The following is a 24,669-nucleotide window of genomic DNA, read 5'->3' as shown; positions in this document are numbered from 1 at the left end:
TCTATAAGTATGCCATAGTTTTTGAAATTTGGTATTAGGGTTTGCGGCAAAAAGTCATTGAAAAGTACAGGTCTCTTAATCAATGATTTCACTTAGCTACAAGCATAAGCTTTACTTGTTGATTAATTTTTTAAATTATAACTTATCCTAATCATTGACCGAGAAAAAGTGCTGTTTTTCCATTTCCGGCTCTTCGTTACCCTTTATGCTAAATCAACAGACAAGATGCCAAGACAACATACTTCTAACCCAAAAATTCCGAAAGTTTCTAAAGCCATAGCCTCTCCGTTTTATTAGTTTAAGTTTATTGTTGATTCCCTCGACCACCCCATTAGTTGTCCTTCGCTCGAAATAACTAATGATTTCTCCAAACCAGTTTCGGATTGTTTGACAACTCTTGGTAAAAACACTGGAGGATTTTGCCAACCAGTCCGAGATGGATAGCAGTCCTTCTGTCGGATTCTCTGAGGTTTCATAAATCTTTCTAAATTCTTCCTTTAACTCGTGCATCTTTTTCAAATTTGGGAAATTTTCTTTGATAGCTTCTAGTTTGATTTTTTGGGTTTCCGTTAAATCTTTTTCATTTTTTAACAAGCTATATTTACTTCGCTTTAAAACTTCTAGCTTCGCTTCTTTTTCCGCTTTCTGTTTTTTATTTCTCTGCGCTTCTACGGCTCTTTTTTCTGCTTTTCTTTGTTCGTCTAACTCTTGATTAATTTGTTTCATTACATGGAATCTATCGGCGACTACCTCGGCCGATGGCATCAATTCTTTCACCAAATTTTTATAGGGCAACCAAAGGTCTATGCTGACTTCTTCAATTTGCTCTAACACCTCTTTTCCCCACCCTGTAAGCGTTTCCCTCAATTCTTCTTGTGTTCGCTTCTCTAGAATAGCTATTAGTTTTCCCGTATCTAAATTTACTAAAACCGCACAGTAATTTTTTTGTCCTTTGACTAGAGCGATTTCATCAATTCCTAGTCTTTTTAATTTCGATAGGTCTGTCTCTGTAATTTCTTCAGCTATGTCCTCTATCATTCTTTGAATCTCTTCTTCCGTTACGTCATTTCTTCGGCTAACATTTAAAATATCTCCTTCTTTTAATTGTTCGAGTATATTCTCGGCTAGTCTTTTCGTATAGGTTCGTTTCTTGGCGACAAAATCTAACTCTTCGCTAAAGGGTTTCTGACAATTACCGCACTTAAATTGACGACGATTAACTTGCAGGTACACTGGTTGACCTGAGAGCGGTAAATCTTTGACTAAATGTCGATGATTTTGGTGAAGTTTATCGCTCTCTAACCCACAACGAGGACAGGCTGCTTTTTTATTTTTCGATTCGATTTGGAAAACTATACCGATATTTTCTAGGTGTCGATAGCCTTGAATACAGGTTCCTTGTAGGTTCAAAAATTTGTCAAGTATCATAAGTAAAATAATCTCGTTTTTGGCTATTATATCAAATCTTAACTCGATTGTCTATCTTTTGGTATTAACCTATTTGTGCCTTAAGTCCTTTCTTGTATGAATTTCAGCTACTTTTGAGCGTAGTTGCTCTCATCGAATTTTATTTTAAGTTAATTATTTGCATAACAATTCCCGAAGAGCCCCATTTCAGACATAAAAAAGCCCAAAAAACCTGCCTCAACAGGCTAGAAAGATTCATGACTAAAAAAGTAATAGCAATCGCTGAAAAGGAAGTATGAGGAAGTTTAGCCATCACTTTACCTAAGCTAAATCTTCTTTTCCCTTGTCCAAATTTGTCCTCTATACAATTCCGAATCCTCTCATCATCGGTAGCTTGTTTCTTTTGTTCTTTACTAACATTTTTGGCTGGTCTTCCTAATGGGGAACCACTGATTCTGATTCCCCTTTCTTTACACCAAGCTCGGTTTTCTCTGGTTCGATAAATTTTGTCCACATGAACTGATTCTGGATAGTATCCTGTATAGTCATAATAAGCTTCTATTTGTGCTTTTAAATCTCCCGATTCATTAAAGTTATCCCAACTAATCCGGTCTAAAAATATGTAACCATCTATACAGCTTGCTGAGAATTTAGCCCCAAATTCTACGGGTTTTCCAGCTTTTCCTCTGACTATCGGACGGATATGGGGTTGAGTTAAGCTGACAATTCTGTCTTCAATACTCTGTTTGTTATTTTGGTACATCCAGAGTTGTTGGCGATAAACTTCTGTGACTACTAATAACAGTTTATAGTCTCTTTTTTTCAAGCTTTGTAGAGAGGCTCCTTCTGCTAAAAGTTGTTCAATATGGTCGAGATTTCTTTTCAGATATTGCAGTTGTCCGCCAATTCAAAAATGAAACGCATCAACCTCAAGAGTTGACAAAGAAAGGCTCATCAGGTACTGTCTGATCATTAACAAAAACAAATCAGACCCAAAATGAGCCACCAACATCTTAACATAGAACAAAGAAACTTGCTCTACCAACTTAGTCAGGAGGGAAATTTATCTCAACGGCAAATGGCCGTCTGGCTCGGATGTCATCAAAGCACAATATCACGGGAATTAAAAAGGAATCAAAGTTCTCTTGGCTGCTATCTACCTGACACAGCACAAGCTGAAAGCGAGACAAGGCGAAAAAATGCCAAACAACCCTTTAAAAATGTCAGCGAGTCAGCCTTAGAGTTGGTCAAAGAAGGATTGAAAGATTATCATAGTCCCGAACAAATAGCAGGTCGTCTGAAAAGAGCCAGTCAAGAATCTCTCAGTCACGAAACCATCTATCAAATGATCTATCAGAACTATCACAGATGTGGAGAGTACCAGAAATATTTACGCCGGGGGCTTTGTCAAAGAAAGAGTCGAGGCGGAGCAAAAAGTAAGCGTGGAGGGATTCCAGGGCGTGTAGATATCAGCGAGCGACCAGTAATTGCTGACCAGAAAACTGAAATCGGTCATTGGGAAAGTGACACAATGATTGGAGGCAATCATCTAGGAGTTCTCGTTACTCATGTAGATAAAGCCTCGAAATTTTTAGTAGCAGGATTAGCCAAAAACAAAACCGCATCGGAAATCAATAGAGTCACAGAAAAACTTTTTCAAGAGATTCACCCTGACAAAAGAAAAACCTTTACTTGTGACAACGGCAAAGAATTTTGTGGACATCAAGAGTTGAGTCAGAAACTAGGAGCAGATTTTTATTTTGCTACTCCTTATCATTCGTGGGAGAGGGGATTAAACGAGCATACCAATGGACTGTTAAGACAATTTTTCCCTAAGGGAACGAATTTTAAAATCGTTAAGCCAGAGGAGGTGGAAAGAGCCGTAAACTTGATTAACAATCGTCCTCGAAAATGTCTTGACTATCGTACCCCGAATGAGGTATTCTATAAAGGTAGATCAGACAGTGATGCAATTCAGACTTGAATTGGCCGTCTTTTCAGAGCTTTTCGTCTTTGTTTGACGGTAGGTTTTCTTTTTTTTGCTACTTCTAAATAACTTTTTCTGGCTAGGAGACGATAGGTTCTCGGTTTTTGAACAAGTTTTCCTTTTAAAGTTTCCTAGAGAATATCAATAATTCTTTCGGTTTGTTTTCTTCCTTGATTTAACAGGTTTAAATCCGTAGGATAACTAAGATCTGCGGGCGCACAACTGGCATCTAAAATTAATTTACCTCGATTTTCGGGTTGACTTTGGGTTTCGCTCTCTAACTTTTTTTCGGTGTTTTCTCCTTATTTTATTTCTCTCGAATTTTTGACCATAAAGTGATTCACTTTATTAATTAGTTCCAGAGTGATTCTTTCTCGAAAGTTAACCAACATTGACGCTTCAAACCGGGGTTCATTGCTGTAGGATGAAAACCCCAAGAAGTATTGTAAATAAGGATTTTCCTTGATTTGTTCTACCGTTTCTCTATCGCTTGTTCCTAATTTTTCTTTAATAATTAATGCGGACATTGCTATCCTAAATGTTTTGGCGGGTGCGCCCATTTCTTCTGAAAAAAGTGATGCGTATTCCGCTTCAAATTCTGACCAGGGAATGAGGTTGGCCATAATTACCCAACGATTATCTTGGGATAATTTCCCCTCAAAGGGCAGCTCGAAGTTTTCTGGTGGGGTTGAGGGTAACTCGCTTTTACGGTACATTAGCACTAATTAGAGAAGATGCAAGGGTGATGCAAGGGTTTTAAGAGATTCTAGCAGATTTAAGTGCATTTGGGAAGCTCTCAATCAAGCTAAAAGCCCTTTCCTGTAAGGTTTTTACCATTATTCAGCAAACCCTAATTAGAATGCCAAAAGGTCAGGAAAAACGCCTCAAGGCTACACCAATCAGGATAGTAACCCCGAAAAAGAGACGATACCAGACGAAAACCCAGGTACTCTGTTTTTTGAGATAATCTAATAACCAAGCGATCGAAAGATAGGAAAATATCGCCGAAGAAATTACCCCAATAGCGAGGGGAATTAATTCACTGGTGTTAATCTGGTCGAGAACTCCTTTAAATTCCACTAAACCGGCTAAAGTTATCGCCGGAATCCCCAACAGGAAGGAAAATCGCGCCGCTACGGCCCTTTCTAAACCCATGAATAACCCGGCAGTTAAGGTGGACCCAGAACGAGATACCCCCGGTATGAGCGCTAAAGCTTGGGCTAATCCCATTAAAACCCCGTCTTTTTGTCGCAAAGTCTCAAAACTGCGTTTATGTTTCCCGATTTTTTCGGCCGTACCTAAGAGTAAAGCCATGACTATGGAGGCACTGGCGATCGCTGTCATGCTTCTCAGGGGGGAATTATCTAAATCGGGAATGAAAAGTTTCATTAACAAACCGAAGAAAACGATCGGAATTGTGCCTAGGATAATCCCCACGGCTAAACGAAAATCCTGGGAACGATAATCGGAACTAGCCACCGCTTTCACCATTCCTGTGGATATTTGCCTTAAATCCTGCCAAAAATAGGACAATACCGCCGCAATACTGCCCAATTGAATCACTGCCGTATAGGTGACACCGGGATCTCCCCAACCCAAAAAGACGGGAATCGCTTTTAGATGAGCGGTACTGCTAATCGGCAAAAATTCCGTCACTCCCTGCACAAATCCCAAAAAAATCGCCTGTAACCAGTTAATTTTTGCCAGAGGTATGGTGCTAGTGGTTGATTGGGCAATGACTGCGGGTGTAATCGCCAAAATCACCGTTATTATCGCTAGTCCTAGCCATTTATAGCTTTTTTTCAGGAAGGAAAACATCATTTTTCAGTAAAAAAAGGGTTGGGTGTTGGGTGTGGGGGGTTAGGTAAATTAACTAATCAATATTACTGCCTTTTGTCTATTTCCCATTCTCCTATCTCCTAATTTAAGTATAAATACTTGTTGACAACTCATAGTCGTTATGAGTACACTTAATTTAGACAAACTCGAAATGAGTACGACTTAGTAATTAGGAGTTGAAGATTATGCTACCAAACCGAGAAGGACAGAGAGTTCCCGATGTCACCTTTCCCGTGCGTCAAAATAATCAATGGGTGAACATCACCAGCGAGGAATTATTCAAAGGAAAAACCGTTGTTCTTTTTGCCTTACCCGGGGCATTCACTCCCACCTGTTCCACCTCCCATTTACCCGGATATAACGAATTAGCCCCTGTTTTTCGGGAAAATGGCGTAGATGCTATTGTTTGCTTGTCGGTGAATGATACCTTTGTCATGAACGAGTGGGCAAAAGATCAAGAATGTGATAATGTCGTCTTAATTCCCGACGGTAACGGCGAATTTAGCGCAGGAATGGGGATGTTAGTCGATAAAGCTGACTTAGGTTTCGGTAAACGTTCTTGGCGCTATTCGATGCTAGTCAAAGATGGTGTTATCGAGAAAATGTTCATCGAACCAGAAGAACCGGGAGATCCTTTCAAAGTCTCCGATGCGGAAACGATGTTACACTACATCAACCCAGAAGCCAAAAAACCGCCTTTAGTCTCTCTTTTCTCGAAAGTGGGTTGTCCCTACTGCCTCCGGGCCAAGAAAATGTTAGAAGAAAAAGGCCTACAATACGAAGAAATTATCCTCGGACGCGATGCCACCAGTCGTTCTCTGCGGGCTATGAGTGGTAATACCACCACCCCACAAGTCTTCATTAACGGCCAATTAATTGGCGGTTCGGAAGAATTAGCGGCTCATTTAGGAGCATAATCAATCAGTTAGACCTCAAGTTATCTGGCTCTTCTGGTTTCTGTGTGGAAACGAGGTCTATACTGATAGTTTCTTCGACAAAATAGTCCTAAAAGTGTTACCCGATAAGCATTTCACGATTCCATAAGCAAAAATTATCACACAAAGTCGAGAAGAGCCGTTATCTTTCCATTGCAACTGGAGAGATATCTGTGAGAGGTTTTGCCCGGGCAAGTTAGAGCTTTTTTGTTGGGTGTGATTGTAGTCTGATGTATTTCGTTAATCATTTATAGCGTTTCTCAGTCTTATAAAGTACACCATCTGTTGCCTGTTCCCTAACTAAAACCAGAAACTTTGTGCCTCACAAGTATGAGAATTGCTGATTTTGTGAAAGCCCGTGACTTCATAAAGCCAAATGAAAAGGTAGTCGTTATCTTTACAGAGGGAAAACACTTTGTTCTCCACGATGACAACACTGGTTCAACGGGTCAGTGGAAGATCGATCCCAATCGTGAAGTTGACCGTATTATTCTTTATCATCGTGATTATGAGAATAATGCGAATAATTTGTACATAGCGAACCATGCTGGTGCAGAGCCAGCAGACAGGGAAGGTCGATACGACATTCGATTAACTCATGTTCAGTACATAGGGGCAACATCCGTAAATTGCAGCAATTCTCATTTTGAAACGATTTTGCGTTGTTTCAGCGATCTAGAGATTCGTTAAGAATTATTAACCCCTCTAGGTGCAGGGGTTTTAATGTCATGAAACCTTAAAATGAGAATTGCTGCGTAAATTGGGTTGAGTTTGCTGAAGGTGGGCAAAACCCAATTCGGTATCTTCCTTGATGTAGCTTTGATTACTGAAGGTTCTTGTCATCCACTAATAGGTAGGTGAGAACACGAGGTAAACTATAAGCTGGGAGATTGTGGTGAAAACTTATGAAGTTGACTGTAACACTTGACCGTGACGAAGATGGAGTTTGGGTTGTAGAATGCCCCAGCATTCCGGGTTGTGTCAGCCAAGGTAAAACGAGAGCAGAAGCTCTTGAAAATATCAGAGATGCAATTATCGCCTGCCTTCAAGTTCGTGCAGAACGTGGGCTACCCCTAACGATTGAAACTCACCAAGTAGAGGTAATGGCATAATCATGTCCTCTGCTCTTCCTGTTCTCAGCGGACGTGAGGTAGTCCGAGTATTTGAAACCTTCGGCTGGCAAGTTGCGCGTCAAAGTGCCAGCCATATTATCATGGTTAAGGAGGGCGAACAGGTAACACTCTCTGTTCCTGATCATCGTGAAGTGGCAAAGGGTACGCTTCGTAGTCTTATTCGTACTGCTGGAATTACGGTACAAGAATTTGTTTCTGGCATGAGATGAGCGATAAGAGAGGTCTAACAATTCGAGTGCAGCAGACGGACGAGGGCTGCTGATGCTCAGTTCAAGGTTGTCTGATGCCGCTGATTCGAGCCGTTACTTGTACTGAGCGCATTGGAAGTATCAGTTATCAGCTACTTGTTTTCCGAATTAATTGGCCGTTTTTCAGTTTATTATCAACGTCCAATAGGATCAAAATCAGTCCCTTATGCACCCACAAAAATTATCGAGTATTCTGTTAACTGATCAAGGAGAAAGATTATGGTAGCCATTCCAGTCAAAACCAAAACCACGGGACAATACTACGCCACTCGTATCGATTTAGCATTAGATATCCGCAAAGCTATTGTTGAAATCCTAAGCCAAACCCTTGCCGCTAGTTTAGACCTAAAAACTCAGGTTAAACAAGCCCACTGGAATGTAAAAGGTTTAAATTTCTACCAATTGCACAGCCTCTTCGACGAAATGGCCACGGAATTAGAAGGCTATGGGGACATGGTAGCAGAACGGATTACCGCTTTAGGTGGAACCGCTTTGGGAACAGCACGCATCGCTGCCGCTAACTCGATTCTGCCAGAATATCCGGCTGATATCGTCGATGGTAGTGAACATATCGTTGCTTTAGCCGAACGTTATGCATTATACGCCGCCCATCTTCGTTCTGCGATTGATAGCACTGGCAATCAAGGGGATGCCGACACAGCAGATCTCTATACGGAAATCTCCCGAGACATCGATAAACGTCTCTGGTTCCTAGAAGCGCATCTGATTAAATCGGAAGATGTTATCGGTTAAATATAGATAAATTTGGGGTGTGTTAACGTAGCTTAATACACCTTAAATTCTCGTAATCGGTAAACGTAGCCAATCACTTATAGTCATTTCAATTAAAATTGAGAATATCAATCCCAGAGTTCATAAGGGTTTTGAAGAATTTTGTCGGTCTAGACTGTATCAGACTTATCTGAAATGACTATAACTACTATAGTTGAAACCCGATTAAATTTTCGATCGCCTTGACCAAATCTTGATTAGTCCAATTCTGGTACAGATAAGCAGCGATCGCACATCCCCCCGCACCGACTCCTTCCTTGACGAAACCCTGTTCATAAGCTTGCAAAACCGGGTATTTAGAGGCGGAAAAGTTTAATTGTGTGGCTAATAGGGGTATTTTTCCGATCAGGCTGGCTAATCCCACCGTATCCCCTGTTTTATCTTCCGCTACCCAACGAGTTGTGCCGACGATGATATTTTCCCAGTTAACCGGATAGGCATATTTAGTCACTAGAGCTTGAATTAGGGCAGAAACGGCTAACATTTGGGTTCCTCCGGCGAGAAGTACCCCACCCTGCCCACTGGCGGCGATGGCCATGCCAGCGACGAAAATCTGCTGAGGATCGCCTAGGGCGGCGATTACCTCAAAAGGATCAAAAATTTCTTTTCCGGCTAATCCCTGCTCAACTATTGCCTGTTTCTGAGCATGATTGCACTGGGGATGGCTGCTGTTAACTTTGCCGTTGGCTCGATAACCCAATCCGGTGAGGATGGCGAGGGCGGTGGTGGTGCCACCGACCACACACTCGCCGATAATTAGATAACTAGACTGGCGGGCTAGTTTTTCGCCCCAGGTTAGTCCTTGGGCGAACAGGTGTTTTACTATGGGGAGATCTAGGGCGCGGCCGGTGGAGAGACAACGGGCCGGTTGTCCCCCCAGTTCGATATAATCGACGGCCGGGGGCAAGGGTAAACCGGCGTTAAAAACGAGGACGGGAATGGCTAATTTTTCCACCACGGCGCGGGTAATATAGGCAGGAGAGGCTCCCACCGTTAGGGGGGGTAAGGGATAACGGGGATGGGGTGAAACTCCTTTAACGATAAATTCGGCATCGGCGATCGCTGTATATTTTCTATCTTCCGGGGTAGCACCAGCGGTGGAGATTCCGGGGATTAATCCCGTCTCGGTAAAACCTAAAACTAGGGCAAATATCGGACAAGATTTTTGATGGCGCTCTAACCAATTTTGCCCCCGTTCGATTTCCGTGTAAATTTTAATCATCTGTTGATTTTGTCCTCTTACTTATTACTATTTCCCTCTCTCCATGAGATGATCTTTGATTTCAAGATATTTAGAAAATAAGTTATCAATACTAGCCAGTTTTGCCCCGTATGCTAAGGCTGTAGCCATAATAATACGGTCAAAAGGATCTTTGTGAATGGGAGATAAATTAACGGCTCTAATGGCAATTTCGGGGGTAATTGAAAATATATCTATTTTAGCTACTGTTAAAGCTTGTTGAATCCACTCTTGAAGGGGATAACTTAATTCTAATCTCCCCCGTTGGTTAGCAAGGGCTATTTTATAGCAAGAAATGGGGGAAACTCCGAGAGATTCTGCTAACTCAAATTTTTCTAGCCAATGCTCGGGAAATCTGTCAAAATTGCCATTTATTAACCACAACCAAATATGAGTATCAAGCACAATTACTTCAGACATTCCCAATCTTCTTCATCTACAATAGGACTGACCATATCACCTAGTATTTTAGCTTTACCCACCATATTCTCAACTGGAAAATGACGTTTGAATAAGGATGGTTTTTCTTCTAATAAGTTGTTTTTGCTGGCGGTGAAATTTTTAATTAATTGATAAAGTTCATCTAGTTGTTCTTCAGGTAAATTATCAATTGCTGTTTGAATAAGTTCTTTAACAGTCATAGTTTTACTCTCTATTTTCTGAACTTGAGTTATACTATAACACAACGGTTCCTTCAATAAAGGGACTCATCTTGAGATTTTACCTAAAATACAGCAGACTAAAAAGACTCATTTAAACCGTTTATTCTTAGATTAGCGGAATCTCCCCTAATGCAAGAGTGCCTCGTCTCAAAAAGTAATTTAAACACTTAACAGCTTATGTCTCTCCTGTCTTCTGCAATTATCGATACTTGGCGACGTTTTTACCGAGATCCCCTGGCAACAATAGGAGCGATCGCATTAATTATAATTATTCTTGCCGTCCTATTCGGTCCGATTTTTTATCGGGTCCCCATCGATACCATTGATTTTAGTCAAACCACTGCTCCCCCTAGTTTAAAACATCTTTTCGGCACTAATGATCTGGGACAGGATCAATTGGCGAGGATTTTGGTGGGGGGTCGAATTTCCCTGGCGGTGGGCATTGCTGCTATGATAGTCGCGATGATTCTGGGGACAGCGATCGGGGCTATTTCCGGGTTTTACGGGGGGGCGATCGATGGCTTATTGATGCGATTAACGGATTTATTCCTATCTTTGCCCCAATTACCCCTACTTTTACTGATTGTCTATCTATTTCGCGATAGTATCAAGAAAATCGCCGGACCGGAAACGGGTATTTTTATCCTCGTGGTTTTGGTGATCGGGGGTTTAAATTGGATGTCGGTGGCCAGATTGGTGCGGGGAAATTTCTTAAAATTACGAGAGATGGAGTTTATCTCGGCTGCGATTGCTTTGGGGGCCACTCCTTTCCGTTTAATCTGGGTGCATTTATTACCTAATGTTTTGGGAATGATTATCGTGGCGGCCACTTTAGCGGTGGGTAATGCGATTATTACCGAGTCAACCCTGAGTTTTTTGGGTTTGGGTTTCCCCCCCGATGTGCCGACTTGGGGACAAATGTTATTTAAAGCTAAAGATTACTTGACAACTGCCCCCCATTTGGTCATTTTTCCCGCTCTGGCTATCGTGATCACGGTGTTAAGTATTAATTTTATCGGTGATGGTTTACGCGATGTCTTCGATCCTCATGTTTGAGGAACTGTGGAACTGGATAATTGCCGAAAAGTACCCAGAACCTCTATGATGATCAGTAACGATGGCGAGGAAATAAATACTGTGAGTAGCGTAACTGTCATTAGCGATCAGAAGTTTGACCAAGAGGTTTTTGAGGTCGAAAAACCCGTTTTAGTCTATTTTTGGGCGAGTTGGTGCGGTCCGTGTCGTCTGATATCCCCCTCGATCGATTGGGTAGCCAACACCTACGGCGAACGGCTAAAAGTAGTTAAACTAGAGGTGGACCCTAACCCCAACTCGGTGGCTAAATGTGATGTGAAAGGTGTTCCCGCTTTACGCATCTTTAAAGATAAAAAACTTATTGCCACTCATGAAGGGGCGATCGGCAAACAACAATTACAATCTTTTATCGATACCTATGTCAGCTAATTAGGTATCTGTGGTTATGAATAACTTAACCCTAGCACACCGCTTACAGGCACTCCAATCCAACGTTTTTGCCGATATGGATCGGGCAAAAGCTGCCAGTAGAGAAGCGGGTAATATCATTATCGATCTTTCGCTCGGTTCCTCCGATCTTGGGGCTGCTCCCCACGTTGTCGATGCTATTGAGCGATCTCTCCACGATCCTCACACCCACGGCTATTTACTCCATAATGGGACCAGAGACTTCCGAATAACTGCCGCTAACTGGTATAGCGATCGCTTTGGGGTTGCCGTTGATCCGGAAACGGAGGTTTTACCCCTAATTGGTTCTCAGGAAGGCACGGCCCATCTACCTTTGGCCATTCTCAACCCCGGGGATTTTGCCCTGCTTCTCGATCCGGGTTATCCCTCCCATTTGGGCGGTGTTGCCCTTGCTGGCGGTCAAATCTACGGAATGCCAATTTTGGCAAAAAATGACTTTCTGCCGGTTTTAGAGGACATTCCTGAGCTAGTGCTGGCACAATCGAAGCTGATGGTCTTGAGTTATCCCCATAATCCCACTACAGCGATCGCACCTTTGGCATTTTTTCAAAAAGCGGTTGACTTTTGCCGTCAGCATAATTTAGTTTTAATCCACGATTTTCCCTATCTAGACATCTTTTTTGCGGGAACATCGCCCCCCCCGTCAATTTTACAGGCCGATCGAGATAAAACTAATTCGATCGAGTTTTTTACCTTTTCCAAGTCCTATAATATGGGCGGTTTTCGCATCGGTTTCGCCATTGGCAACCCGCAGTTAATTATGGCTTTGCGACAGATTAAAGCCATGGTTGATTTTAATCAGTATTTGGGCATTCTCAACGGTGCGATCGCTGCTTTAACTGGTAATCAAGATTCGGTCAAGGAAACCGTCGCTATCTTCCAAAAACGCCGGGATGTGTTTATTAATGCCCTAAATCGCATCGGTTGGCCAGTGGCCACTCCGGCTGCTACTATGTACGTTTGGGCAAAAATTCCCCCCAGTTGGCCGGGTAATTCCGTCGATTTTTGTCGGCAATTGGTGGCCCAAACCGGTGTCGCTGTTTCCCCCGGTTCCGGTTTTGGTAAGGGTGGTGAGGGTTATGTGCGTTTTGCCTTAGTTCACGATCCCGATATTCTAGAGGCTGCCGTGGAGAAAATTGGGGCTTTTTTGGGATCAAATCGACATTTAACCTGATTTTGTCCTAAAGTGAAACCCTGATTTTACAATTTAGCTTAAGTTAAGGCACACAGCTTATGCTCGATCCCGTCGTTAATGCGGCCCGGATACTTTGGGAGTTTTATAACGTCCATAAAGATCCGGTGAACCTACTCTTAACCACCGCCTTTTCCGGCTTTGGCTTGACGGGGCTGAATTGGTGGCGCGAAAAACAGCAAAAACGGCGCCGCGCAAGAATCGCAGGCGATAGCTTGCCCTTTAGAGTCGTGCGTCCAAACCAGGATGTATTTCCCGCGATCTTTGGACGGGAGAGGGCAGAATATCTCTATCCTAGCCTGATTGACTGGGATATTCCCCTTCAAGATCGGGAACTGGATATCAACCATTTAGCTGAAATAATAAAGTTTTTAAATGATGACAAGTGGGTGATCATTACGGGACCGACTGGGATCGGTAAAACGAGAGAGATGGCGGAAGTCGCTCACCGTTTCAGCCGTCGGGGTTGGACGGTAATGGTCTTCACCGGTATCTTGGAGGGAGATCGCTTTCCTCAAGAACAGTTTCAAGATGTGCGAAGAAATGTGCTTTTTGTGTTTGACGATTTGCATATTCAAATGAGGCGCAGTCAACCGACTCGGGAAAATCGAGCGACAGAAGAGCAATCCTTGCCGACCGACCGACCGTTACAAGAACGATTATTGGCGGCGCTGGATCATTGCGATCGCTTTTATATTCCCGATAGGCGGATCAAGGTTTTGGCGACCGCTAGAGATGAAACCGTCAGCGATGATCCCAGATTGGTTAGCCCATGGGAGATGTTGCAATGGGAGCGATACCCCCTCTGGCGCCGGTTTACGCGCTATCGATTACCCAAACCGGAAAATCAGGCGGTCGCGTCCTGGTTAGAAAGAGTGTCGAATCTTACGGGAATTCAACTGGAATGCCCCCCGGAAGAGATCGCAGGGTGTAATGACGGAACATTTCAAAATCTGGTGAACAATTTTGAAATTTTACTGGCTGGCGACAGTCAGGAGGGTCGTTCTTTGTCCCTAAGTCGAGAAAATTTTAAGGATACTCTCCGGGGATCTTGGGAAAAGTGTTATCAAGACGCGTTTAAGTTAGAGCCTTTGGCTAAAGAGTTATACGACGCTGTTTATTTATTACAACAGGCGAATATCCCCCTAAAGGCGTTTGTGGTGGAGCGAGTCGCATTGATGTTAGTCCGGGGAAATCGCTGGCAAAAAGTTCGCTATCAGTGGCGGATTAAAAAGGCCTTAGAAAAATTAGAAGCGAGGGAGGGAATTTTATCCCCCCGCGATGGGCAGATCGAGGGAAAGGGCAAGTTACTGAGTCTAGAGGATTATTTGGAAAAGCTACTCGGGTTATTTTTAGCGCTGTTAGACCGCTTTCCCGTCGAGGTCAAAGAGGCGCTGGATAAAGTGAGCAATAAGTTGTACGACGAGCAAAACTATACAGAATCGTTGCGGGGCTATGATTCTCTAGTTAAATATTTTCCTGAAGATGAAACTTTTCAGAAGATGCGAGGAAACAATTTATATTGTCTGGAATTATATGAAGAGGCTCTCTCTGCTGACGAGCAAGTCGTTCGATTAAAACCTAATTCTGAACTCCCTTGGCTTAATAAAGGACTTACATTTGGAAAGTTAAAACGGTATGAAGAGGCGCTGTCTGCTTACGAAGAAGCTATTCGATTGAAACCCGATTATGAAGCCGCTTGGCTTAATAAAGGTAGTCAACTAGCGGATTTAGGAAGATATGAAGAGGCGCTGTCTGCTTACGATGAAGCCATTCGATTGAAACCTGATTATGAAGCCGCTTGGCTTGGTAAAGGTAATCAACTAGCGGATTTAGGAAGATATGAAGAGGCGCTGTCTGCTTACGAAGAAGCCATTCGATTGAAACCTGATTATGAAGCCGCTTGGCTTGGTAAAGGAAATCAACTAGCGAATTTAGGAAGATATGAAGAGGCGCTGTCTGCTTACGATGAAGCCATTCGATTGAAACCTGATTATGAAGCCGCTTGGCTTGGTAAAGGTAATCAACTAGCGGATTTAGGAAGATATGAAGAGGCGCTGTCTGCTTATGAAGAAGCCATTCGATTGAAACCTGATTATGATTACGCTTGGAATGGGAAAGGCAATCAATTAGGGAATTTAGGAAGATATGAAGAGGCGCTTTCTGCTTACGAGGAAGCCATTCGATTGAAACCTGATTATGAAGCCGCTTGGCATAATAAAGGAAATCAACTAGCAAATTTAGGAAGGTATGAAGAGGCGCTTTCTGCTTACGATGAAGCTATTAGATTGAAACCTGATTATGAAGCCGCTTGGCTTGGTAAAGGAAATCAACTAGCGAATTTAGGAAGATATGAAGAGGCGCTATCTGCTTACCAAGAAGCTATTCGATTGAAACCTGATGATGAAGCCGCTTGGCTTGGTAAAGGAAATCAACTAGCGAATTTAGGAAGATATGAAGAGGCGCTGTCTGCTTACGATGAAGCCATTCGATTGAAACCTGATTATGAAGCCGCTTGGCTTGGTAAAGGTAATCAACTAGCAAATTTAGGAAGATATGAAGAGGCGCTATCTGCTTACCAAGAAGCTATTCGATTGAAACCTGATGATGATTACGCTTGGAATGGGAAAGGAAATCAATTAGCGAATTTAGGAAGATATGAAGAGGCGCTGTCTGCTTGTAATCAGGCGATTAAATTGAAACCTGATTATGAAGTTGCTTGGGCAGTTAAAGGCAACCAACTAGCAAATTTAGGAAGATACGAAGAGGCGCTGTCTGCTTACGAGGAAGCCATTCGATTGAAACCTGATTATGAGGCCGCTTGGTTTTGTAAAGGTAGTCAATTAGGGAATTTAGAGAGGTATGAAGAGGCGATCGCCGCCTATGATGAGGCGATTAAGCTTAAAGCGGACTACATTGAAGCAATCTTCAATAAAGCAATACTTTTAAAAAAATTAGGTCATCAAGATATTGGAAATCAGCAATTCCATTTAATTATTGAAACTTGTCAGCAGTATAAAAACAAAGACAATCAAACAATTGATTTTTGGAATGTCTATGCCGCTTCTCTAACTTGCTTAGGACAATATGAGGAAGTAGAACAAATTTTACAAAAAGCCCTAGCCATTAATCCAAACCACCCTAATACAAACTACAACCTAGCCTGCTACTACGCTATTCAGGATAATATTCCTTTAGCGGTCGAATATCTCGCCAAGGCGATTCAATTAAGACCCAGTGATAGAGAACAGGCGAAAAAAGATTCTGACTTCGATAAAATTCGTCAAGACCCCCGATTTATCGAGCTTATTTCGGATAATTTCTAAATTGTCAACCTTCTCGCTCATTTTCTTCGAGAATTTCTTGATAGATGACGGATTCTCCCATAATCCTACTCCAAAAGATATTTCTGATCTTCTCTCGGTTGTAATTGCTCGATTGCGTCGGGGGATAAATCGGTAAATTGGGCGATTTCTGGGACAGGAAACCCAGCAGATAGCATTTTTAGGGCAATTTGTCGAGCTTTTTCGTCTTTGCCCTTTTGTAGTCCTTTTTCCTCGCCTTCCTCTAAAATATCTTGATAGATGACGGATTCTCTCATAATGTCACTCCGAAGGATTTTTTTTATCGTCTCTCGATTGTAATTCCTCGATAGTTGCGGGGGATAAATCGGTAAATTGGGCGATTTCTGGGATAGAAAAGCCAGCAGATAGCATTTTTAGGGCAATTTGTCGAGCTTTTTCCTCTTTACCTTTTTGTAGTCCCTTTTCTTCCCCTTCCTCTCTGCCTTCCTCTAAAATATCTTGATAGATGACGGATTCTCTCATAATGTCACTCCGAAGGATTTTTTTAATCGTCTCTCGATTTAATACTAACCCGGCGAGAATGCTGGTAGCGGCAGCGAGATTGCTTTGCACCTGTTTTTGGGAGATAGTTTCTAAAGAACGGGACACCAGACTTAACACCTGTTCAGGGTCATCGGTATTGCTGAGGACGGCAAAGGGTAATAAACCGGGATGATGGAAAAATTGTGGTGTATTTTCTTCCCAAAGACGGATGACTTGGAAGGAATGAAAGGTTTCCCCCAGACGGAAGGTATTTTCTTGTACTAGGGGGGAATCACTGCGTCGCAGATAAATTACCACTTGACGCACTTGTTTTTGGGGATGACGACGATAGACGCGAATCCGATAATCGAGCATTCGGAAGGGAATTTTGGAGTCGGGGTCGGTTTGAAATTCGGTATGGAGAATCAATTCCTCTGACTGCAAAAAAATCAGAGAATCGGCACGAATGGGGTCTAATTGTAATTCCGTCGGGTCGAGGACGGTTAAGGAGAGGGGAGAACCCAATAACCAAGTGGCTAAATCATCGGAGAAGTTTTCGGCAATAAATTTACAAATATTATCAAACATCGTGAGCGTTTTGTCTTTGTAATTGCTCGATAGTTGCGGGGGATAAATCGGTAAATTGGGCGATTTCTGGGATAGAAAAGCCAGCATATAGCATTTTTAGGGCAATTTGTCGAGCTTTTTCGTCTTTGCCTTCCTCTTTACCTTCTTCTTTGCCTTCCTCTCGGCCTTCCTCTAAAGCTTCTTGATAGACTTTAGTTTCTCTTAAATCACTTAAACTAAACATTTTTTCTATCTCCTTACGGTTTAATTTGGGCAATTTATAAATGAGAATTGTCTCAATTAATTCTAGAATGTCCTGTCTTTTTAAAGACTCCTGGAATTGTTGTCTAACTTGTTGAATCAGTTGTTTTCCTTGAGCTAAGGTATTTTGTTCCGATTCCACAATTAATTGTAACACTTTTACCCCCAGAGAATCCCCCTCATCTAACTGATTCAGATAATAACAGTTAACCCGTCCTGACTCAAAGAATTCTTGATAACGAGATTTGGGACTATTTTCAATTTCCCGATGGGGATAAATGATCACCCCTTGCCAATTCTGGCTTAACTCGCTTTGATGAAAATAGAGAAATATTTCACTAAAAAAGCGCGAGTAAAACCGTTCATCTTTTTGAAATTGTACCTCAACAAAGTAAATCGGGTCATTGAGGTTATCGGGAAGAAAAACCCCATCTAAACGAAAAGCTAGTTGTTTAACTTCTAGGGAGGAAAATTGATAATGATTGACTGTTTCTGGGGGAAGATTGAGCAAATCAAAGAAACTTTCGGGAAAAGTCTGAAAGAGACGGAGGAAAATTGATAATGATTGACTGTTTCTGGGGGAAGATTGAGCAAATCAAAGAAACTTTCGGGAAAAGTCTGAAAGAGATGATAGAAAATACTGTCCGTTTTCACTCAATTTTGTCCTTCAATGACTTGTGCTACTTGTTCAATCTCTAAGTCTAAAGTTTGGGCAATTTGTTCTATAGTTAATACTATTAATTTAACCATTGTTGCAAATCTTCCAAATCCGAAAAGTCCAATAAAGCAAGAGCTAAATTATCCAGTTGATTAGGATTTAACTGTTTAATTTTTTGTTCTACCTTTAAAGGAATAGAACCTAGTTTTAAATTTAGCTGACGCAAAATTAGGCTTTTTTTAGCAGATAATTCTCCTTCTTCTCTGCCTTCCTCTCTGCCTTCCTCTCGCCCTTCCTCTAAAGCTTCTTGATAGACTTTAGTTTCTCTTAAATCACTTAAACTAAACATTTTTTCTATCTCCTTACGGTTTAATTTGGGCAATTTATAAATGAGAATTGTCTCAATTAATTCTAGAATGTCCTGTCTTTTTAAAGACTCCTGGAATTGTTGTCTAACTTGTTGAATCAGTTGTTTTCCTTGAGCTAAGGTATTTTGTTCCGATTCCACAATTAATTGTAACACTTTTACCCCCAGAGAATCCCCCTCATCTAACTGATTCAGATAATAACAGTTAACCCGGCCTGACTCAAAGAATTCTTGATAACGAGATTTGGGACTATTTTCAATTTCCCGATGGGGATAAATGATCACCCCTTGCCAATTGTTACTAATCTCACTTTGATGAAAATAGAGAAATATTTCACTAAAAAAGCGCGAGTAAAACCGTTCATCTTTTTGAAATTGTACCTCAACAAAGTAAATCGGGTCATTCAGGTTATCGGGAAGAAAAACCCCATCTAAACGAAAAGCGAGTTGTTTAACTTCTAGGGAGGAAAATTGATAATGATTGACGGTTTCCGGGGGAAGATTGAGCAAATCAAAGAAACTTTCAGGAAAAGTCTCAAAGAGACGATAGAAAATACTGTCCGTTTTCACTCAATTTTGTCCCTCAATGACTTGTGGTACTTGTTCAATCTCTAAGTCTAAAGTTTGGGTATAGGAAAGCCAGCAGATAGCATTTTTAGGGCAATTTGTCGAGATTTCTCTTCTTTGCCCTTTTCCTCTCCTTCCTCTCAAATATCTCGATTTAGAGGATTTTTTCTAAACCGTAAACGAGGGATTGCAGCTGAGTAACTTTGCGGATAGAAAGGAGAACCCCCGGCATATAACAGGAGCGATCGCTGGTATCATGACGAAGGGTATAGATTTCTCCGGGGGAACCGAAAATGACTTCTTGGTGGGCAATTAAACCGGGTAAACGGACGCTATGAATACGGATGTTCTCGGCAGTTAAACCGCCTCTAGCGCCGGGGATGGTTTCTTTTTCGGAAACTTGAGCAGGATTAAAGATTTTACCCAATTCTGCCAGTAATTCGGCGGTTTTAATCGCTGTGCCACTGGGTGCGTCTGCTTTTTGATTGTGATGCAGTTCGATAATTTCTACATGATCAAAGTAGCGAGATGCTTGCACGGCAGCCTGTTGTAGTAAAACCATGCCAATGGAAAAATTGGGGATAACTAAACAGCCAGTGCTGGCTTTTTCGGCAAATTCGGCTAAATCTTGCAGTTGTGCCGCCGATAATCCCGTAGTTCCCACCACCGGACGCACTCCATAGGCGATCGCACTGCGGGTATTGTCATAAACACCGTCGGGATGGGTAAAATCCACCATCACCCCCTGCACTTTTTCCTGAGTTGCCAGGACTAAAACACTCTGTAAATCGTCGAGAATCGGCACTTCTAGGGGTTCACAACCGGCCACTTCTCCCACATCCTGACCTCGAAAAGCTGGATTTCGATCCACTGCACCCACTAGGATCATATCGTCGGCACGAGCAACGGCTTTAATGACTTCCCGTCCCATTTTGCCGGCTGCACCGTTGACAACCACGGGAATCGGGTTTCTATTTTCGGTCATAGTTAATTATTCTCCTTATGTATGGCGATTATAGATTGTAAATGGGTAATAACGTTTTTTAGGGAAAAAAATCAAGATATAAATACTGCCCTAATACACCAAAAAAAACTTTTTGATGTGTTACCCTTGGTCAACCCACTACTTATAATAAAGCCATTTCTCCCACCACTTCCAAGCGGGTATAACTGCCGATTTTGAGGAATTTTTCCGAGAGAGATTCGGCCACATTGGGAGTAATCCAGCCTAACTGTTTGAGAATTTGCAAAGCGGCGGCATATTTAGCCCGTTTGGAACCATCTAAAGCTTTTATTGCTAATCCTAAACCTTCACCGACGCGCCCAATACATTGAATCCCTTCAGCCCCGGCTTTACTGACGATTTCCCCTTGGCTAACCTGCATTAATTCCGTATCAAAAGCCCCTTCTCCTGCTACCATGCGGGGATGATAGGTCATCGCCCGGACGATTCTTTCTAAGTCTAAACGGTTGCCAGAGGCTAACTGGGCGTAGAGATGGGCCATTTGCCCCAACTGCATTGAATAGGTGGGCGCACCGCAGTCATCGTGGGCGCTGATTAATTCATCTCCCGGCATCCCCAATAATTCGGCAATTTTGCTTAAAATTAGCTTCTGTATCTGACTAGAACGCCGCAGATAGCTATTTAACGGCCAGCCACGCTGTTGACACACTGCTAACATCCCGGCGTGTTTACCAGAACAATTGTACTGGAGGCGACTGGGTTTACCGGACGGGAGGGGACATTGCAGAGCGTTGGGATCGATATCGGCACGCCAGAGAATATTAAAGACTTGACGGGCGTGTTCCACCGTGCCTTGGTGAGAACTACAGATAATGGCTAGATCCTTATCGTTGAGATCGTAGCGTTCGAGGGTGCCGGTACTGATGACAGCCAGTGCTTGAAAAGGTTTTAGGGCCGAACGAATAAAGGCGCTAGTTTCAGCGCTGCCCGCGGTGGATAATACCCGGCCGCGGTCATCGCAAATAGCGGCCTCGACATTATGAACCGATTCAATAATACCTTCCCGGAGGAGATGAATTTCTAAGCGGTGGGTTGGTGAACGTTTTACCCTATTCATTCAGATTGGTGATTGGTTGCGGTTAGTGAGTGAAAAATAGCCAGAAAAGACCACTGATAGCGACAATTGCCCCTAAAATCAGGGCGGTTTTTTGTAAACGGCGGAGAATGGGCTGGATTTGATAGGAGACGATTAAACGATCGCGGGTTAAAATAGCGGCGGTTTTTGTCCAGATTTGGCCATCATACCAGCCCGACTCTTCATAAAATACTTTCTCTGATTGTAAGCGGTCATAGACGTAGATCCAGCCTAGATACAAGCGCAATAACACCAATCCTACCAAAATTGTCGAGCCAAAAATCCCCGCGCAGAAGAAGAGAAAAGGGGCTTTTTTAAGGGGAAAACTAGCGGCGGCAATCGGTCCGACAATTAACCATGTCCACAACCATAACCAGACAATTTTTTTTGTATAAGAGGCTACATCTAGCGTTGCCCAACGGAAAAACCAAGATTCTTTTAATTGTTCGTACTCGTTAACCGGTTGCTGTTCTTCCGGGACGGGACAGAAATCAAGGGAGGATTTCATGGATTCTACTCCTCCAAATGGTCGCTAGGTAGAGGAATCCGTTGAGCATGACCCCAAAATGCTTCTAAATTATAAAATTCTCGCTCTTTTGGTAAAAAGATATGGACAATGATATCGCCATAATCCATCAGGATCCAGCTACCCTCGCTTTTTCCTTCCACTTGTCGGGGGGATTGTTGCCATTCTAGTTCCATAGCGGCTTCGATCGCATCCTCGATCGCTCGCACTTGGGTGGTAGAATAGCCGGTAATAATCAGAAAATAATCGGTTAAATAACAGATATCGGCGACTTTCAGGATGGCGATGTCCCCTGCTTTCTTGTCCTCGGCAGCGGTGACAATTGTCTCTAGAAAATTTTCGGTCTTGAGATTTTCGGCGACGGGGGTAATAATTCCAGTGGGATTGGTCATTCAGGTTGTGGTTATCCTTTGGGTGAGGTGGTTTTAAGCGAGTCTTGAGATTATGTTAATCAATGGTTTTAGTTTCCGTTAGTTGTTCTTTAACAATTTGTAACGCCCAGTTGCGGGTTAGCACGGTGCGGGGATGAATGGGACAATGGCTACTTAAAAGATATTTTAGGGAATAATCACAGGTTTGTTGAAGGCTTTTATGGAGATTTTGATAGCTGAGTTGTCGTAGGGCGTTTAATTCGGGTGTATCGCCGCGATTGGGTTCCAAGGCATCGGCAATAAAGACTATACAGCTAAGATCGCTCATATTGGGTTTACCGAGGGTATGATTGCGAATCGCTTCGAGAATTTCCTTATCGGTAACGTTAAATTCTTTTTGGGCGACAATTGCGCTCACGTCGGCGTGGAGTAAGTGGGGATGGGATAAACAGATATTATCCACCTCTATTCCCGCCGATTCTGCCATTTTTAGCAGTTTTTTGGGCTTGAAAAATTTAGCCAGATCGTGTAACAACCCAGCTTGCCCTGCTTGGACGGGATCGAGATCGTGATGACGAGCTAAATCAATACACATGGTCTCCACACCGAGAATATGTCGCAGACGGTGTTCGTTGACGTTTTCTTTTAACCAGTCGATAACTTGCTGTCGCATCTTTTTTTTGCCCTTGTGGAACCCCAAAACGATTGTAACAATTACTATACAATTTTGCCTATCGCTCCCGGGTTCGATCTTTACCAATCATCCTCGCGACTAGCTTCTAAAACTTCTTCTTGCTGCCAATCATCCTGAAAAGGTTGTACCACTTTACCGATCGCATCGGCCACAAAAGACTTAATAAATTCTTCCTTGCGACTAAGTTGAAATTGTCTTTGTACCACTTCCGTCATACCACCATCACCCCAGTCTTGATCCTGACGGAAATATTCAATAAAACTTTTGCCAGCAATGCGAGTTAAATAGGCGGCACTGACTCCTTGAATTGCCTTACCGACTATATAGGTAGTAAAATTTAATTGTAGGATTCTGGCTAATAATTCTACTGCTCCTTTCACCACTCCCAAACTAACTAGAGTTTTACCCAAAGATAGAGCCAATTCCTTGCCTCGATCGCTGTTAATTTCACAGCCATAAACTTGACCAATTTCCTTAACCATTTGAGCATTAACCGCCGCCGTTGCTAACATATCGAACACTGGTAAGGGAGTCACCGCAATCACTCCCGCACCGATCCACTGATAGCGATCGATAATTTTATCAGCTTGGCGACGACGTTGGCGATCAATAATTTTCCTAGCTTCTTCCCCTAATCTTTGGGATTGTAAGAGGATATTATCCGCCACTAAATCCTCCCCTTCGGCGCGTAAAACTGAAGCCAAACGTTTAATTAAAGCTAAAATATCTGGTTCTGGTGTGATCATTTGTCCACCAGTTAACTGTACTGGTTGGGGATTAGCGGCGACGGCAATAATATCGGCGGAAAGGATCACTCCTTTTAGACGTTCTCGTAATTGTTTTAAAATAATGTCTCGATCTTCGTCGCTATAGAGATCGATTTTATTAAAGACTAAGAGAGAACGTTTACCAATATCAATTAAACCCAATAAAGGGCCGTATTCCGATTGTCGAATATCGTTATCGATGACAAATAAAAGTAAATCTGCTTCCGTGGCTAATTGTCGCGCTAACTGTTCCCTTTGACCTCCAGCTGCACCAATTTCAAGAATGCCGGGAGTGTCGGTAATTTGAATTTCCCGATTCACACCTTTCATTTTTAAACTATAGGTTTCCCCTTTTTCCGTGGTTCCCATGGTTGCCTCCACATTGCCCACCATTTGACCGATGAGGGCGTTAATTAGGGAGGTTTTTCCCGCAGATCCCGTGCCGAAAACAATGATTTTAACTTCTTTTCTGGCTAAACTTCGCTCAATTTCTTGGGAACGATTAATAAAAACCTGTTGGGTTACTTTATCTTGAATTTGCTCCACTTGTTGCCGGATAGCTTTTAAGGTTTCCCCGGCGGCCTCGGTTTTTTCTACCGGTAATTTTAGGGGTGGACGGGAGGAAGAACGCAACCCGCGGCGACTTTTTTGCTGCTGGGGCAGCAGATAAAAGTAGTACAAAAGAATGTAGATCAGCAAGCCCAGCAGTCCGATAATCAGTAAAAGCAGAATATTGGCTAGTAGGGGAGCGGTAAAGGCGATCTGGATGTAAAGACGATAGATAGAGTTGACTAACCACAACATTAATCCGAAAATAAAGCTCAGACCAATGATTAAAGCGGCAAGACGGGGTAATTTCATCAGCTTTAACGGTAGGGGATTGCTTGATCTTGATCTTAGTTCTTTGCCGGCCGATTGTCGGGAACTAGAATAGACTATTATCTATAGTCATAATTGTTTTTATTCATCAGTAGGGAAGCACAATTATTTGTAGGATGGGTTAGCGGTAGCGTAACATAATCGGGCG

General features: G+C 42.6%; 27 protein-coding genes and 2 pseudogenes. 10 read left to right on the top strand and 19 right to left on the bottom strand.

Annotation, left to right across the window (positions count from 1 at the left end):
- Positions 1-213: 213 nt before the first annotated feature.
- Together ACQY1X_RS22835 and ACQY1X_RS22830 are read right to left on the bottom strand one after the other, a co-directional pair.
- A complete protein-coding gene (locus ACQY1X_RS22835; RefSeq protein ID WP_193979949.1) occupies positions 214-1,428 on the bottom strand; it encodes an ISL3 family transposase in 1,215 nt (404 codons plus the stop codon).
- Between the two features lie 139 nt (positions 1,429-1,567).
- Positions 1,568-2,305 (bottom strand): annotated as a pseudogene (locus tag ACQY1X_RS22830) (transposase); the annotation flags it as partial.
- 99 nt (positions 2,306-2,404) lie between these two features.
- Here ACQY1X_RS22830 and ACQY1X_RS22825 point away from each other — a divergent pair.
- Complete coding sequence (locus ACQY1X_RS22825) at positions 2,405-3,391, top strand: IS30-like element ISMae39 family transposase (RefSeq protein ID WP_430013615.1); 987 nt, start codon at positions 2,405-2,407, stop codon at positions 3,389-3,391.
- A 5-nt stretch (positions 3,392-3,396) separates the two neighbouring features.
- Here ACQY1X_RS22825 and ACQY1X_RS22820 read toward each other — a convergent pair.
- Both ACQY1X_RS22820 and ACQY1X_RS22815 read right to left on the bottom strand, forming a co-directional pair.
- Positions 3,397-4,110, bottom strand: a pseudogene (locus ACQY1X_RS22820) (transposase); the annotation flags it as partial.
- Positions 4,111-4,264: 154 nt separating this feature from the next.
- The gene (locus ACQY1X_RS22815; protein WP_430013614.1) at positions 4,265-5,215 is read right to left on the bottom strand and encodes an undecaprenyl-diphosphate phosphatase; all 951 of its coding nucleotides are present in this window, start codon (positions 5,213-5,215) and stop codon (positions 4,265-4,267) included.
- Positions 5,216-5,418: 203 nt separating this feature from the next.
- Between ACQY1X_RS22815 and ACQY1X_RS22810 the strand changes: the two genes are divergently transcribed.
- The 5 genes from ACQY1X_RS22810 to dps all read left to right on the top strand — a co-directional run bounded on the left by ACQY1X_RS22810 (position 5,419) and on the right by dps (position 8,302).
- Positions 5,419-6,150 carry a glutathione peroxidase gene (locus ACQY1X_RS22810; RefSeq protein WP_002738486.1) on the top strand — a complete coding sequence of 244 codons (732 nt, stop codon included), beginning with the start codon at positions 5,419-5,421 and terminating at the stop codon, positions 6,148-6,150.
- A 348-nt stretch (positions 6,151-6,498) separates the two neighbouring features.
- Positions 6,499-6,858: an HNH endonuclease gene (locus ACQY1X_RS22805; protein ID WP_430013613.1), complete on the top strand. Its 360-nt coding sequence runs from the start codon at positions 6,499-6,501 to the stop codon at positions 6,856-6,858.
- A 215-nt stretch (positions 6,859-7,073) separates the two neighbouring features.
- Positions 7,074-7,280, top strand: coding sequence for a type II toxin-antitoxin system HicB family antitoxin (locus tag ACQY1X_RS22800; protein ID WP_002739432.1), 207 nt, complete (start codon positions 7,074-7,076; stop codon positions 7,278-7,280).
- Positions 7,281-7,282: 2 nt separating this feature from the next.
- On the top strand, positions 7,283-7,510 hold the full coding sequence (locus tag ACQY1X_RS22795) for a type II toxin-antitoxin system HicA family toxin (RefSeq protein ID WP_002739431.1): 228 nt from the start codon (positions 7,283-7,285) through the stop codon (positions 7,508-7,510).
- Positions 7,511-7,768: 258 nt separating this feature from the next.
- Positions 7,769-8,302, top strand: a complete 534-nt coding sequence (dps, locus tag ACQY1X_RS22790) for a DNA starvation/stationary phase protection protein Dps (RefSeq protein ID WP_002738563.1) — start codon at positions 7,769-7,771, stop codon at positions 8,300-8,302.
- Between the two features lie 187 nt (positions 8,303-8,489).
- Here dps and cobT read toward each other — a convergent pair whose 3' ends face one another.
- Genes cobT through ACQY1X_RS22775 form a run of 3 tightly spaced genes read right to left on the bottom strand, consistent with a single transcriptional unit; the run spans position 8,490 to position 10,222 of the window.
- A complete protein-coding gene (cobT, locus tag ACQY1X_RS22785; RefSeq protein WP_069474195.1) occupies positions 8,490-9,563 on the bottom strand; it encodes a nicotinate mononucleotide-dependent phosphoribosyltransferase CobT in 1,074 nt (357 codons plus the stop codon).
- A gap of 27 nt (positions 9,564-9,590) precedes the next feature.
- Entirely contained in the window at positions 9,591-10,001 is a 411-nt protein-coding gene (locus tag ACQY1X_RS22780; protein ID WP_130756749.1) for a type II toxin-antitoxin system VapC family toxin, read from the bottom strand.
- Positions 9,989-10,222, bottom strand: a complete 234-nt coding sequence (locus ACQY1X_RS22775; protein WP_002739069.1) for a hypothetical protein — start codon at positions 10,220-10,222, stop codon at positions 9,989-9,991. Before ACQY1X_RS22775 ends, ACQY1X_RS22780 begins: the two co-directional genes overlap by 13 nt.
- A 198-nt stretch (positions 10,223-10,420) precedes the next feature.
- On the opposite strand from ACQY1X_RS22775, the gene ACQY1X_RS22770 reads away from it, so the two are divergent.
- The 4 genes from ACQY1X_RS22770 to ACQY1X_RS22755 are packed head-to-tail and all read left to right on the top strand — an operon-like array spanning position 10,421 to position 16,264.
- Positions 10,421-11,299: an ABC transporter permease gene (locus ACQY1X_RS22770; protein ID WP_002774855.1), complete on the top strand. Its 879-nt coding sequence runs from the start codon at positions 10,421-10,423 to the stop codon at positions 11,297-11,299.
- 45 nt (positions 11,300-11,344) lie between these two features.
- Complete coding sequence (locus tag ACQY1X_RS22765; protein WP_002774854.1) at positions 11,345-11,707, top strand: thioredoxin family protein; 363 nt, start codon at positions 11,345-11,347, stop codon at positions 11,705-11,707.
- Positions 11,708-11,723: 16 nt separating this feature from the next.
- Positions 11,724-12,920: an LL-diaminopimelate aminotransferase gene (locus ACQY1X_RS22760; RefSeq protein WP_430015176.1), complete on the top strand. Its 1,197-nt coding sequence runs from the start codon at positions 11,724-11,726 to the stop codon at positions 12,918-12,920.
- Between the two features lie 59 nt (positions 12,921-12,979).
- Positions 12,980-16,264: a tetratricopeptide repeat protein gene (locus ACQY1X_RS22755; RefSeq protein WP_430015175.1), complete on the top strand. Its 3,285-nt coding sequence runs from the start codon at positions 12,980-12,982 to the stop codon at positions 16,262-16,264.
- A 65-nt stretch (positions 16,265-16,329) separates the two neighbouring features.
- Here the strand turns inward: ACQY1X_RS22755 and ACQY1X_RS22750 are convergent, their stop codons facing one another.
- The 12 genes from ACQY1X_RS22750 to ACQY1X_RS22695 all read right to left on the bottom strand — a co-directional run bounded on the left by ACQY1X_RS22750 (position 16,330) and on the right by ACQY1X_RS22695 (position 24,503).
- The gene (locus tag ACQY1X_RS22750; RefSeq protein ID WP_430015174.1) at positions 16,330-16,539 is read right to left on the bottom strand and encodes a hypothetical protein; all 210 of its coding nucleotides are present in this window, start codon (positions 16,537-16,539) and stop codon (positions 16,330-16,332) included.
- Positions 16,540-16,543: 4 nt separating this feature from the next.
- Positions 16,544-17,353, bottom strand: a complete 810-nt coding sequence (locus ACQY1X_RS22745; RefSeq protein ID WP_430015173.1) for an Rpn family recombination-promoting nuclease/putative transposase — start codon at positions 17,351-17,353, stop codon at positions 16,544-16,546.
- Positions 17,346-18,104 (bottom strand): Rpn family recombination-promoting nuclease/putative transposase, encoded by a 759-nt coding sequence (locus ACQY1X_RS22740; protein WP_430013609.1) that lies wholly within the window; start codon positions 18,102-18,104, stop codon positions 17,346-17,348. Before ACQY1X_RS22740 ends, ACQY1X_RS22745 begins: the two co-directional genes overlap by 8 nt.
- Positions 18,053-18,247, bottom strand: coding sequence for a DUF2887 domain-containing protein (locus ACQY1X_RS22735; RefSeq protein WP_081330820.1), 195 nt, complete (start codon positions 18,245-18,247; stop codon positions 18,053-18,055). Before ACQY1X_RS22735 ends, ACQY1X_RS22740 begins: the two co-directional genes overlap by 52 nt.
- Positions 18,248-18,343: a hypothetical protein gene (locus ACQY1X_RS22730; RefSeq protein ID WP_002749813.1), complete on the bottom strand. Its 96-nt coding sequence runs from the start codon at positions 18,341-18,343 to the stop codon at positions 18,248-18,250.
- Positions 18,331-19,188, bottom strand: coding sequence for an Rpn family recombination-promoting nuclease/putative transposase (locus ACQY1X_RS22725; RefSeq protein WP_430015172.1), 858 nt, complete (start codon positions 19,186-19,188; stop codon positions 18,331-18,333). The genes ACQY1X_RS22730 and ACQY1X_RS22725 overlap by 13 nt, the downstream gene beginning before the upstream one ends.
- Positions 19,189-19,339: 151 nt before the next feature.
- Positions 19,340-20,170 (bottom strand): 4-hydroxy-tetrahydrodipicolinate reductase, encoded by an 831-nt coding sequence (dapB, locus tag ACQY1X_RS22720; protein WP_002739420.1) that lies wholly within the window; start codon positions 20,168-20,170, stop codon positions 19,340-19,342.
- 142 nt (positions 20,171-20,312) lie between these two features.
- Positions 20,313-21,266: an asparaginase gene (locus tag ACQY1X_RS22715; protein ID WP_430015171.1), complete on the bottom strand. Its 954-nt coding sequence runs from the start codon at positions 21,264-21,266 to the stop codon at positions 20,313-20,315.
- Positions 21,267-21,288: 22 nt separating this feature from the next.
- A complete protein-coding gene (locus tag ACQY1X_RS22710; RefSeq protein ID WP_002752122.1) occupies positions 21,289-21,792 on the bottom strand; it encodes a CGLD27 family protein in 504 nt (167 codons plus the stop codon).
- 5 nt (positions 21,793-21,797) lie between these two features.
- Positions 21,798-22,202, bottom strand: coding sequence for a ribosome silencing factor (rsfS, locus tag ACQY1X_RS22705; RefSeq protein WP_002739249.1), 405 nt, complete (start codon positions 22,200-22,202; stop codon positions 21,798-21,800).
- Positions 22,203-22,257: 55 nt separating this feature from the next.
- A complete protein-coding gene (yqeK, locus tag ACQY1X_RS22700; RefSeq protein ID WP_430015170.1) occupies positions 22,258-22,854 on the bottom strand; it encodes a bis(5'-nucleosyl)-tetraphosphatase (symmetrical) YqeK in 597 nt (198 codons plus the stop codon).
- Positions 22,855-22,934: 80 nt separating this feature from the next.
- Positions 22,935-24,503: a YcjF family protein gene (locus tag ACQY1X_RS22695; RefSeq protein ID WP_430015169.1), complete on the bottom strand. Its 1,569-nt coding sequence runs from the start codon at positions 24,501-24,503 to the stop codon at positions 22,935-22,937.
- Positions 24,504-24,669: the final 166 nt, after the last annotated feature.

It is taken from the genome of Microcystis protocystis FBCC-A270 (genome assembly GCF_050500235.1).
GTDB lineage: Bacteria > Cyanobacteriota > Cyanobacteriia > Cyanobacteriales > Microcystaceae > Microcystis > Microcystis ichthyoblabe_A.
The sequence above is the reverse complement of the archived record's forward strand: the minus strand, read 5'-3'. Positions and strand labels throughout refer to the sequence as shown.